We start from the raw sequence: 12,879 nt of genomic DNA, 5'->3' as shown, positions 1-12,879 counted from the left end.
TTTCAATCAATTAGGTTGATATTTTTCGATTTACGCCATACCACCAAATGTAAACAACTTGTTACCATGGTGATTTTTATTGGCACCTAGCGACTTTAGATAAGTCTTTGGTTTCATTTAAAGAGAGGTTGGAGAGAGTGAAACAAGCGAGAATTTCAAGACAACAAAGCGCACGTAAAAAGCGGCCAAGTTCTTATTGAACTTGGCCTATCCAGTTGGCAGTGCGAGGATATGAGTAAACAGAGACGTCATTAATCCACAAATGTGATTTTGCTTCAAATACACCCTACTTATTTACAGTGCACCTTGCAGCAATTATTGACTGCTTTCATCAGTTACATATTTGCTTCGAGCCATAGTGCATTACTGTCTCCGCTCTCAATTACCAAATTGTCACGTGCTAAACCACTTTCGTGATTGCGTCGTCACTTCTGGCATTATCCTCGGTCAGAATCGTGTCAGGCAGTGATTTTCTTTGATTCAACGCAGCTTCACCTACATAAAGCTGTGCAATAAAAGAGATTCTGTTCCCTTTCGAGTCCGTGCCATTGATTTCGAATTCACATCGTTTCTCGGTATCGCCCTCGACCCCAAAAGAAAGAGACACCCAAATGACACAAATTAATCAAGAACGTCTAGTTGAACATTTCTGCCAACTGGTTCGTATCGACAGCGAATCTATGAATGAAAAACAAATTGCAGAAACGCTGGCTGAGCAACTGGGCGAACTAGGCTTTACGGTTCACAAACTTCCTGTACCAGAACACATTTCTAATGGCTTCAACGTGTACGCACGTTTAGAAGGAAAAAAAGAAGGCTCAATCCTAATGAGCTGTCACATGGATACGGTAACGCCGGGCATTGGTATCGAGCCGATCATCGAAGACGGTATCATCCGCTCGAAAGGCAACACCATTCTTGGCGGTGACGACAAATCGGGCATCGCTGCCATCATGGAAGCAGTGCGCTGCATCCAAGCTGAAAACCTAGAACACAAAACGCTCGAATTGGCGTTCACCGTACATGAAGAAGGTGGCCTGTTCGGTTCTGAATACTTCGATATGTCTCACGTAACCTCAACAGAAGCGATCGTACTGGACACAGGTGGCCCAATTGGAACTATCGTAACGGCTGCTCCGGGCCAACAAAAGATCGTCGCAACCATCAAAGGCCGCCCTGCACATGCAGGTCTTGCGCCGGAAGAAGGCATCAGCGCGATCATGGTTGCGGCAGATGCAATCAACCAAATGAAACTGCTTCGCATCGACGAAGAAACCACAGCGAACATCGGTATGGTCAACGGTGGTCAGGCAACCAACATTGTGATGCCAGAGCTTAAAATCGTTGCTGAAGCTCGCTCTCTAAATGGAGAGAAGCTAGAAGCCCAAGTCAACCACATGATTTCAACATTTGAGTCGGTATGCGAAAAACATGGCGCAGAAGTCGAAATCGAATCTAGCCGCGCGTACGACGCCTTTGTTATCGAAGAAGACAATGCGCACGTAACCGCAATCAAAGCGGCGTTTGCAGATATGGGTATCGAAGCGTTCACGAAAGGCACTGGCGGCGGCAGCGATGCGAACAACTTCAACAAGAAAGGTCTGACAACCGTGAATCTATCTACGGGTATGGCTAAAGTGCACACCACTGAAGAGTTCATCGCCGTTGACGATATGGTAAAAATCTCTGAGTTCGTTAAGCATTTTTTGGTGAAGTAGCCTCACTCAAATATTTAGATTAACTTCCGACTTTCATCCCCTTCTCGCCCTGCGCGAAGGGGATTTTTATTTTTGCCCTCCATAAATATTCTTCCCTTAATGCCAACTTGGCAATCAACCGCGATAAAAATTCTACCAGCTCACTTTTTGAGACCGAACAGCCCGACTTTCAGCACCTTGTTACAACCATGTTAAAACTCGATTGTGCAGACAGTTTATACAATATACATTTTGAGCACCTTTCAGGATGAATAGAGTGAGACAAGGATGAAATTACCTAAACTACTTTTGCTAGCATCGATAATGAGTCCGATACTGGCTACACCGAGCTACGCAGTGCCGTATCCGGCTGGTGTGACGCTTGCAGAGACGCAAGAAATTACGCTCAACAATGGTGCGGAAGTCACCTCTATCGATCCTGCAAAACAAGCCGCGGAACCTGCGTTCAACCTTGGTCGAGACTTGTTTGAAGGCTTAACCATTCAGGACAAACAAGGCAAAACGATTCCTGGGATTGCAAAATCTTGGACGGTGAATGACAACAATACGGTTTACACCTTCCACTTGCGCGATGCGAAATGGTCAAACGGCGACGCAGTGACCGCTCAAGATTTTGTCTACAGTTGGCAACGATTGCTCGACCCTAACACGGCATCACCTTACGCTTGGTTTGCCGCCATACCGAATATCCTAAACTCGCAAGCCATTATGAAAAGCGAAGCAAAACCTGATTCATTGGGCGTGAAAGCGTTGGATGAAAAAACCTTCCAAGTCACTTTGGAGCAGCCAATTCCGTTCTTCATAAAACTCCTGAGCCACCCCGTTCTTGCTCCGGTTCATCAAACAACGGTAGAGAGACACGGCAGTAACTGGACACAACCAGAAAACATCGTAACCAACGGCGCGTTTACCGTTTCGGAGTGGAAGGTAAACGAGAAGATGGTAATGAAGAAAAACCCGCACTATTGGGATGCAAACAACGTCGTCCTAGATAAAATCACTTGGCTGCCGATCGGTGATGCGAATGTCGTGCTAAATCGCTACCTAGCAGGCGAAATTGATCAGGTCATGTCGATTCCTGCCGCACAAAAAAGGAAACTAATAAGCAAACTGCCTCAAGATGTGGCTGATACAAGTGCTTCGCTAGGTTCGACTTTTTACTACCTAAATACGCAAGAAGGGCCGACCAAAGATCGTCGAGTTCGCCAAGCCCTCTCCTACGCCATTGATCGCAATCTACTGACTGATTCGATTTTAAGAAATGGTGGCATTCCGATGTTCACGCTAGTACCACCGCAAACCGATGGGTTTCAATCGCACACACCGGAATATTCAAAGTGGGACCAGATCCAACGAATTGACGAAGCAAAGCGTTTGTTAGCAGAGGCAGGCTACAACCAAAGTAACCCACTTAAGTTGACGTTTACCGTCCCGACTTTCTCGATGGATGTAAAAATGGCGACAGCCATGGCGGGCATGTGGAAGAGCCGTTTAGGCGCACAAGTCACCATTAAGCAGTTGGAACCTAAAGTCTTCTATGCCTTGAAAGAACCCACAGAAATTACGCGCGGCGGTTGGACAGCCGACTACAACGAGGCATCGACTTGGTTAGATATCTTCGTCTCAAATGGCGAGTACAACGATTCACGTTACCACAACCCGAAATACGATGAGTTGATGTCGCAATCTAAGACCCTGAGCGACCCATCTGACCTATATCTACAAGCAGAAAGCATGTTGATTGATGATATGGCGATAATTCCAGTTTACCGTCCCGGCAACGATCAATACCTGATCAAGCCTTATGTCGGTGGCTACGAGCGCACTAACCCCGAGTCCTCGTACTACCGCAAGAATGTCTATGTGAAAGTTCACTAAAGGCATGTTTCGGCCTGTGTCGATAAGGTAACTAGCACTTACATTGCCAATACATGGCATACCTTCTCGAACCTCTCTTTCCTCGGTAATGAGCACAGGCCAATTTTTTTCACCTTTTATTCGACGCGGCGGGATGTGGCGTCGTTTTACCAAAGGATGATGGATCATGATTTGGTACATTCTGAGACGGCTAGCCATCGCCGTTCCAACCTTGTTGTTTATTGCGCTGGTTTCTTTCTGGTTGATGCACATCGCGCCGGGTGGCCCGTTTGATATGGAACGCCCAATGCCAGAAATCGTGCGCGCCAACATCGAAGCAAAATTCCACCTTGATGAACCGTTTCTGGTTCAGTTTTGGATTTACATTACAAACTTTGTGCAGGGTGATTTAGGCCCAAGCTTTGTTTACCAAGACTTCTCTGTCACTCAACTGGTTGCCCAATCTTGGCCCGTATCGGCAATGCTTGGGATGCTTTCTTTTTGCATCTCAGTCCCACTTGGGATGCTGCTCGGCACTATTGCCGCATTAAAGCGCAATAGCCGTTTGGACTACGGATTAATGACACTCTCGATGACGGGCGTGGTTGTTCCTGCTTTTGTTTTGGCTCCCGTGCTTGTCACCATTTTTGCGATTCAGCTTGGTTGGCTCCCCGCTGGTGGCTGGGAAGGTGGGCAATTAGCTTTTCTTGTTTTGCCGGTATTAAGTCTCGCCATTGGATCAGTCGCTAGCATCGCGCGTGTCATGCGAGGCGCGATGATTGAAACCCTCAATCAGCCTTACATTCGCACCGCAAAAGCGAAGGGATTATCGACCGCCTACATCTTGTTCCACCATGCACTGCGTCCGTCATTGATCCCCGTCGTCGCTATGCTCGGGCCTGCGTTTGTCTCTGTCGTGACGGGCTCTGTCATCATCGACATCTTTTTCGGCACTGGTGGTATGGGCCAGCACTTTGTCTCTGGTGCACTGAATCGCGACTACGGCTTAGTAATGGGCATCACCTTAATTGTCGCCTCACTCACCATCTTCTTTAATCTTGTGGTCGATTTGTTGTACACGGTGATCGACCCACGTATCCGAGTTTAGGAGTCAAACATGTTATCGATTAAGAAACCGGATACTCAATCCTTACAAGACCAAGTCGTAGACAATATCGAAGCGGTGGAAGGTCGTAGTTTGTGGCAAGACGCCTGGGCTCGTTTTCGAAAAAACCGCGCCGCGATGACATCGGTTTATGTGCTCACGCTCATCACTTTGTGCATCACGTTTGGCCCCTCGATTGCGGCCTTTGGACACGATGAGATTGATTGGGACGTACTCGCCGACCCATACGAACTAGGGAAGCCATCACTTAGCAGCGGCCATTACTTTGGTACCGACGATCTCGGCCAAGACCTGTTTGCCCGCACGATGCAAGGCGGTCGCCTTTCAATTTTAGTTGGCTTTGTGGGCGCGTTAGTCGCCGTCGTTATCGGAACGATTTGGGGCAGCATTTCAGGCTACCTAGGCGGCGTTGTAGATAGCGTGATGATGCGCATCATCGAAGTGTTGGATTCAGTACCATTTATGTTCATGGTCATCCTTTTCGTCACCCTCTTTGGCAACAACATCTACCTGATTTTTATCGTAATTGGCATGGTGTCATGGCTGGGAATCGCTCGCGTGGTACGCGGCGTGACCTTCGGGATTAAAAAGCGCGAGTTCATCGAAGCGGCACATTCCATTGGCGTGTCAAAGTTCACCATCGTTCGTCGTCACGTGCTGCCAAACGTATTGGGAATTGTAATGGTCTATTCATCGCTCATGGTGCCCGGTTTCATCATGTTTGAATCCTTCTTAAGCTTTTTAGGCTTAGGTGTTCAACCGCCAGACACCAGTTGGGGAATACTGATTTCCGAAGGTGCAAAAACCATTGACGTTGCCTTGTGGATGCTGCTTTTTCCATCCCTGTTCTTGGTCACAACCCTATTCTGTTTCAACTTCATCGGCGATGGCTTACGCGACGCTCTTGACCCAAAAGATCGATAAGGACAACTCCATGCTATCTATTGAAAACATGAACGTGCGCTTCGATACGCCAGACGGACAAGTGCAAGCGGTCAGTAACCTTTCCTACTCTATTAAAGCAGGAGAAACGCTCGGCATTGTGGGTGAATCAGGCTCTGGTAAAAGCCAATCGGTATTTGCGCTGATGGGGCTCACCGCCGACAACGGTAATGTCTCCGGTGAAGCCTTATTTCATGGCGAGAACTTACTCTCAATGTCCAAGAAACAGCTCAACCGTATTCGCGCAGAGAAAATCGGCATGATCTTCCAAGATCCCATGACCTCTCTGAATCCATTTATGAAGATAGGTAAACAGCTAAGCGAAGTGTTGATGGTGCACAAAGGCATGAGTCGCAAGCAAGCCATCGCGGAATCAATACACATGTTAGATGCGGTGCGAATCCCATCGCCGGACACTCGCCTGAATCAATACCCGCACGAGCTGTCTGGTGGCATGCGCCAACGTGTGATGATTGCCATGGCGCTCCTGTGTAAACCAGAGCTGCTCATCGCTGATGAGCCAACCACCGCATTGGACGTGACCGTACAAGCCCAAATTTTGACTCTGTTACGTGAGTTACAAAAAGAGTTCAATACCGCGATATTGCTGATCACGCACGACATGGGCGTTGTTGCCGAAATGTGTGACCGCGTGTTGGTGATGTACGGTGGACAAAAAATGGAACAAGCGGATACGGACACCCTCTTTGCTCAGCCCGCACACCCTTATACCCAAGGCTTACTGAGAGCAATTCCGTCGATCACCGAAGACATGCCTCGTTTGCCAACCATCCCTGGCAATCCACCGAGCGCCTTGATTAACCACCAAGGCTGCCCGTTTAGAGATCGCTGTGATTACCGACTCGCTCGCTGCCAAGCCGAAACGCCGAAGTTTATGCCGCTCAATGGTCGTCAATCCATCGCCTGCCATGTCAAAGCCCAAAGCAGCATTTCACTCATCCACCAGTCGGCTTAAGGAAACGTTATGAATCAGAAAGAAGTGTTATTGTCCGCTCGCGACCTGCAAGTGCATTTTCCTGTTTCGCGACACCTCATTCCGAGCCGAAGAAAGATCGTACAAGCCGTCAACGGCATCGATTTGGATGTTTATCGAGGCGAAACGCTCGGCATTGTTGGCGAATCAGGCTGCGGAAAATCCACCTTAGCGCGTGCTCTGCTGCGCTTAGTTGAACCCACGCACGGTAAGCTCACTTGGAAAGGTGAAGACATGCGTGGCTTCAGCAAAAACAAGTTAGCACGTCGTCGCCAAGAATTTCAGATGATATTCCAAGACCCATCGGCGAGCCTCAATCCGAGATTGACGATTTCAGAATGTATCGCAGAGCCGTTACTCACACACCAACCTCAACTCAAACGCGCCGAAGTCGAAAAACGCGTCATTGCGATGATGGACAAAGTGGGTCTGTTGGCAAGCCAACGTAACCGATATCCGCATGAGTTTTCTGGCGGTCAGTGCCAACGTGTTGGCATCGCGCGCGCCTTAATCCTCAATCCGGACTTAGTGGTGTGTGATGAACCCGTCAGTGCATTGGATGTCTCGATTCAAGCGCAGGTCATTAATTTGCTCGACGACCTTAAACAAGAAATGGGACTGACACTGGTGATGATCGCTCATGACCTAAGCGTTGTGCGCCATATCAGCGACCGAGTGATGGTGATGTACCTTGGCAAACCAATGGAAGTGGGACGCTACGACCAAGTGTTCGACGATGCTCAGCATCCCTACACAAAAGCATTGCTTTCTGCGGTACCGATTGCCAATCCGCAACTAGCACGCAACCGCGACATCCAATTGTTGCCCGGAGACCTCCCTTCTCCGCTCAACCCACCCAGCGGTTGTGTTTTTAGAACCCGATGCCCAGAAGCTACGGAACTATGTGGGCAGCAAAGCCCAGTCAAAACAGGCACTGAGCAACATCATATTTACTGTTCAAACATGATTTAGGACGTTTTCATGAATACAACAAACTCGGTTAACCAACGCCTTTCATCGCTACGCGACGCAATGGCAAACTACAAGGTTTCGGCCTACATCGTCACAAACAATGATCCCCACAATAGTGAGTATTCCGCTGACCATTGGGCTGGACGCACGTGGATTTCTGGCTTTACTGGCTCGGCTGGTAATGTCGTCATAACTCAACAAGGCGGTGGATTGTGGACAGATGGTCGCTACTACATTCAAGCAGAAGAACAATTGCATGGAACAGGGCTAGACCTTTTCAAAGCGCGTCAGCCGGAAACCCCCACCATTCCTAAATGGCTTGCGAATACCCTCGACGAAAACAGCGCGATTGCCGTGGATGGACGCTCGATCAGCTACGCATTTTACCAAGAACTTAAACAAGCGCTTGAGCCAAAGAACATCGAGATTGTTCTCGACCTCGATCTGATAACGCCAATCTGGACTGACCGCCCGAGCAGACCGAGCGCAGAAATTTTTGACCATCCGGTTGCGTTTTCTGGTGTAGAAACCAAACAAAAACTCGCAGATATTCGTAAATGGCTCAATGAAAACCATGCGGACTGTTTATTGGTTTCAACCCTTGACGATGTGATGTGGACACTGAATATTCGTGGCGGTGACACGCTTTACTGCCCGGTTTCAGAATCCTACCTTATTGTCGAGCGAGACCGCGCGACGGCGTTCATCGATAAACAAAAGTTACCAGCCGAGATAGAGAAGAAGCTGACTGCGCAAGGTGTGAGCGTTCGTCACTACGAGTACGTCAGCCAGTATTTGAATCAGCAATGTGAAGGCTTGTCGCTTGCTTTTAGCCCGGTTTATACCGACAGCTTATTGGTTAACTCCATTGAGCAGAACCTTTCATTAAAGCCAATGGCTCGCCCCGTCACCGACATGAAAGCCATCAAAAATCAGACCGAGTTAGCCAATCTCGAACAGTCATTGACGGACGATGGTGTGGCTGTCGTGAAGTTCATGAGCTGGTTAGAAGACCAAGTCCCAAGCGGGCTTGTTACTGAGCTGTCAGCCGAGGCTCAATTGAAAAGCTATCGCCGTCAAACTCGCCATTATGTGAGCGACAGTTTCCGCACGATTGCAGGCTTCGCCGCACATGGCGCGAAAATGCACTACGCCGCCGATGAAGAAAGCAATGCCGTTGTCAATGAAAGCAATTTCTTCCTTGTAGATTCTGGCGGTCAATACCTTGGCGGCACAACAGACATCACCCGTACTTTCCACTTCGGATCACCGACCATTAAACAGCGTAAAGACTACACGTTAGTGCTGAAAGCGGTCATCCGACTGACTCAGACTCGATTTATGAAAGGCTCTACGGGTGCCAATCTCGACATCATGGCGCGAGGTGTGCTGTGGCAACATGGTATTGATTACAAATGCGGTACAGGACATGGTGTGGGTATTTGTTTGAATGTCCATGAAGGGCCACAAAACTTCTCGCAAAGCCACCGCGAAGTTGAGCTAAAACCTGGTATGGTGATCACCAATGAGCCCGGTGTTTACCGTGAAGGTGAATACGGTGTTCGGATCGAAAACATCATGAAAGTGGTTGAAGTCGAGCAAAATGAGTTCGGTATTTTTTATGGCTTCGAGACCATTACGCTGGCACCAATCGCCACGAACATGCTTGATGTCTCTTTGCTAAGCCATGACGAAATTAACTGGCTAAATCAATACCACTCTCGCGTCTACCAAGCACTCAGCCCATCTCTTGATGAGCACGACAAAGCTTGGCTTCAGCGCGCAACTCAGTTTGTAGAGCTTTAGACAAACCGCCCTATCTCCCGATTTCATTTTCATTTCAAACTCCCTGTTTGATTGCCAGCCTTCGGGTTGGCTTTTTTTATCCGCCTATGTGCGCACCTCTTCTTGTTGCTGAAAGCTTTTCTTTGCACAAATAAATATGATTAACACTCATTAGTCGTCACAGAAAGCACTAAATACGCTCCGCCGATGACCAGATACAAAAACGCCCTGCCAATATGACAGGGCGTTTATTTGTGTCAAAATGCGCGTTACTCTCGGCAAGCTTCCGCGTCAAAATCTACAACAATCGCGGCATTTTCAAAACTGCCAGAGACTTTGATATAGCCCCAATAATTGGCTTGGTTTGAAACGGTTATGCACTCTTTGTTACCAGCATTGTCTGACCAACCATGTAGGTTTGAACCATCTGGCCAGCCTAGATTGCTGTATTCAATTTTGAGGTCACCCGTGCCATTGCCAGTTGAGATAGCAATATTCGCATGTTCATTAACTGCCGGCACACTCAGCCAAATGGTTTGCTGATTTGACAAACAGACAGGCTCGCCAGCATTTAAACGACCACCACTCACTTTGCTTTGTACCGCGCAATTTTGCGGAAGCGTACTACTACCGCCAGTCGCCGAAACCGTCACATTGTGGGTCGCGGTAGCTGTCAAACCGTCATTATCTGTCACTGTTAAACTGACCGTGTACTGACCTTCACTCCCATATTGGTGCGTCGGCTGGGTTTGTGTGCTGGTCGTGCCATCACCGAAGTCCCACAACACACTGACGATTTGCCCGTCTGTATCCGTACTGTTCTCACTGCTGAATGTAATGCTTTCACCGACTTTTCCCTCATTGTTTGCGGTTATTACTGCATTAGGAGCGCCACCTGAAACCAATGACTGTTGCCACTGTTCAAACTCGCTCTGGTATAGGTTTGCCCATTGATTGATGGTCGCCTTGTAATTGCTCCAATTACCTTGGCGTGTTTCCACCAGCATTTGGTTTACATCATCTTTATGTCGCTCGAACATAAATCGAACGGCCAGATAGCCCCAGCGATAAATTCGGTCAACATCGAAGCCATCGTACGTGGTTTCAAAAACCTCGCTCAAGGTGTAAGTTGAGCCGTCTCGAATCGTATCTAACGCCGCTTGATTGTCTTTTTCGTTTGCGATGTATTCTGCAATGCCTTCACTCCACCACACTACCTTTTCAGTTGGATGACCAAAACCGCCATAAAGGTCGAATCGGCCATCTAGGTAATGCACGTATTCATGTTCTAAGTTCCAAACAAAATGGTCAGGGTTGGCGTAAGACGCTTCATAAGCGACAAAGTTAGGAATATTGCCCGGCTTGGACGGATCACCCTCAAGGTACATGCCGCCGTTGTTGGTACTGATGTCAAAGATTGGCCCCGCGTATTTTCCGTAGTCGTCACTGGAATCAAAAATATTCACTTGAAGCTGTGTATTATGATCATCAGCGACTGGCTGCTCGCCAGTTTCCAAAGATTGATGAAAATACCCTTCTTCGTATCCCATTTTGCTACAAGCGGCCACATGCTGCTCTTGCGTCATGTTTTGCGACAAAATACGGATGGTTGGGCTACAAGTGTAGGTTTGCGATAACACCAAACCTTTGAGCTTGGTTTCGAAATCACAAATTCCGTACTCGCTGCATTCGGCGTAGTACGAGACCGTATCCGCAGCAGCAAGCCAAACGGCATCCCCTTTTCCATACATCTCGTAGCGAGCAAAAATATCTTTTAACTTGCTACTCACCGTTGTGGCAGCGCTGCCCGAATATTTGGTCAGACGCCCCAATTCGCGACCCGCATTTGCCACCATAAACTCGTCGCTCGCTCCTATCGAGGACTCTCTCAACGCAAAGTCGCCCAATGCTTTTGCAAGTTCGGCTTGGTTACCGATGGTTTGCAAATATTGGTCGTTCCACTGACCACCAAATAATATGGTAAACACCCCATTCACCGCGTTGCGCATGTACCAGTTTTGAGCGTATTGGTCATTCCAGCGCGTCAGCCACTCCGTCACTTGCGGTAAATAAGCGTGTTGCAGCCCCGCACTGTCCATCGTGATGATCACTTCACTTAATACCTTGCCGTGCGGGTCGCTGTTTTCGTAAAAATTAGCGTTGTTTACAAACGCGTCTACCGCCTCTTGCACTGCGGGCGTGACCCAAGAAACAAACGAGATATTGTTGTTGTAAAACTCGGCGTAATAGCCAGCGCGCAAATACAAGTACAAGGCTTCAAGCTCATCACTACCGCCACCAGTATAGGCTTTTGCCAAAGTCACCGTATGCTTTGCCACGTTGTACATGTGGTCAGAATCAAACGCCGCTTCTTGCACTCTGCTTTGAGCAGAGAACAGCTCGTTGATGCAATTTGCACCTTGAGTTTTTATCGCGTTGATCAAGTCGTTGCTGTTGGTGGTTGTGAACGATTCTACGTCACAAACCACGCTTGCCGCTTCAACCGATTGGGTAGCCCGCGTACGTAACGTCTGTTTCGGTAGCTGTGGTAACAATTCAGTCGGTGCATACTCAGGCTGCGCCGTTTCTACACCATGTTCGTGCTGATGATGTTCAACTTTCTCTGTGACTTGCGCTACTGGCTCGCTCATTGCGAACGCAGCAGTGCTGCTCAAGGTTGCCGCAATCGCGACGCTGAGGGTTTTCAGTTCCATCTTTGTTCTTCTATATCATGTGTTCCTTAAATGCCGATACCACGTGACATCACTTCGTGCTCTTTTCCAACGAAGAGCACCCTCATATAAATCTGATTGAGCTTTAAAATAAACAATTCATTAACAAACAAATTTAGCGGTATCACTTTTTAGTACCCAATTCGCCACACTACGAACTTTATTAAAATCGATTTGCTCAATAGACTTTGATGAACTAGCACTTAAAGACGCTACAACGAAGGATTTTGGCGTTATGAAAAAACCAAGCTACACTGTCGCTCTCCCAACATATTTAGAATGAAATCTATGACCGATGCCGATATCGAACTTCAGCACCTGTGGTTAGAAATCCAAACGCAACGCTGGCAAAATGTGTCCCGTTTTTTATTCAGTTACTACTGCTATAAAAACAATTTAGTAAATAAAAACAACAAGGTTTGTTGGGAAACCGCCCGTGATGTGTTGCCAGCCTCTATCAGCCTTAAAACTCGTAAACAGGCGGTTATTGAGCCTTTAATTCCTGAAGAAACCGTGGTTGGTTTGCTCAAAGCCATCAGCAAAGATGGAGAGATGACGTTTGATGTAATGACGGCTACGCTTAACGCGTTTTTGCACCATGTGGTGATCAGCAAACAGGAGAAGCTACAACTTAAACCCAACATGCCAGCGAGTTGGTATCAGCAGCATCACAAGCCTGTATTCGCCCGTTTTGAGCAAGCGGGAATAGAAATTCAACAAATCAAATAGCCCCCCTATCGAGCCGCAGACGTA

The 12,879-nt window shown here is 47.9% G+C and carries 9 protein-coding genes; 8 read left to right on the top strand and 1 reads right to left on the bottom strand.

What is annotated here, in order from left to right; all coding sequences use genetic code 11:
- Nucleotides 1-611: 611 nt before the first annotated feature.
- The 7 genes from ACF8CV_RS06255 (at nucleotide 612) to ACF8CV_RS06225 (ending at nucleotide 9,415) form a co-directional block, all read left to right on the top strand.
- Nucleotides 612-1,718, top strand: a complete 1,107-nt coding sequence (locus ACF8CV_RS06255; protein WP_025516695.1) for a M20/M25/M40 family metallo-hydrolase — start codon at nucleotides 612-614, stop codon at nucleotides 1,716-1,718.
- 267 nt (nucleotides 1,719-1,985) lie between these two features.
- Entirely contained in the window at nucleotides 1,986-3,596 is a 1,611-nt protein-coding gene (locus ACF8CV_RS06250; protein ID WP_138937490.1) for a peptide ABC transporter substrate-binding protein, read from the top strand.
- Nucleotides 3,597-3,762: 166 nt separating this feature from the next.
- Nucleotides 3,763-4,683: an oligopeptide ABC transporter permease OppB gene (oppB, locus tag ACF8CV_RS06245; protein ID WP_005454907.1), complete on the top strand. Its 921-nt coding sequence runs from the start codon at nucleotides 3,763-3,765 to the stop codon at nucleotides 4,681-4,683.
- A gap of 9 nt (nucleotides 4,684-4,692) precedes the next feature.
- Nucleotides 4,693-5,625, top strand: coding sequence for an ABC transporter permease subunit (locus tag ACF8CV_RS06240; protein ID WP_025789241.1), 933 nt, complete (start codon nucleotides 4,693-4,695; stop codon nucleotides 5,623-5,625).
- Between the two features lie 10 nt (nucleotides 5,626-5,635).
- Nucleotides 5,636-6,619, top strand: a complete 984-nt coding sequence (locus tag ACF8CV_RS06235; protein ID WP_023623929.1) for an ABC transporter ATP-binding protein — start codon at nucleotides 5,636-5,638, stop codon at nucleotides 6,617-6,619.
- Between the two features lie 9 nt (nucleotides 6,620-6,628).
- On the top strand, nucleotides 6,629-7,609 hold the full coding sequence (locus ACF8CV_RS06230) for an ABC transporter ATP-binding protein (protein WP_005454798.1): 981 nt from the start codon (nucleotides 6,629-6,631) through the stop codon (nucleotides 7,607-7,609).
- A gap of 9 nt (nucleotides 7,610-7,618) precedes the next feature.
- Nucleotides 7,619-9,415, top strand: coding sequence for an aminopeptidase P family protein (locus ACF8CV_RS06225; RefSeq protein ID WP_138937489.1), 1,797 nt, complete (start codon nucleotides 7,619-7,621; stop codon nucleotides 9,413-9,415).
- A 248-nt stretch (nucleotides 9,416-9,663) separates the two neighbouring features.
- Here ACF8CV_RS06225 and ACF8CV_RS06220 read toward each other — a convergent pair whose 3' ends face one another.
- Entirely contained in the window at nucleotides 9,664-12,108 is a 2,445-nt protein-coding gene (locus tag ACF8CV_RS06220; RefSeq protein ID WP_155006970.1) for a collagenase, read from the bottom strand.
- A 306-nt stretch (nucleotides 12,109-12,414) separates the two neighbouring features.
- Here ACF8CV_RS06220 and ACF8CV_RS06215 point away from each other — a divergent pair, with 306 nt between their 5' ends.
- Entirely contained in the window at nucleotides 12,415-12,855 is a 441-nt protein-coding gene (locus ACF8CV_RS06215; RefSeq protein WP_171055881.1) for a hypothetical protein, read from the top strand.
- Nucleotides 12,856-12,879: the final 24 nt, after the last annotated feature.

This window comes from Vibrio sp. zbq_1 (assembly GCF_043102935.1).
Lineage (GTDB): Bacteria > Pseudomonadota > Gammaproteobacteria > Enterobacterales > Vibrionaceae > Vibrio > Vibrio parahaemolyticus.
This window is presented reverse-complemented; position numbering and strand designations above follow the sequence as displayed.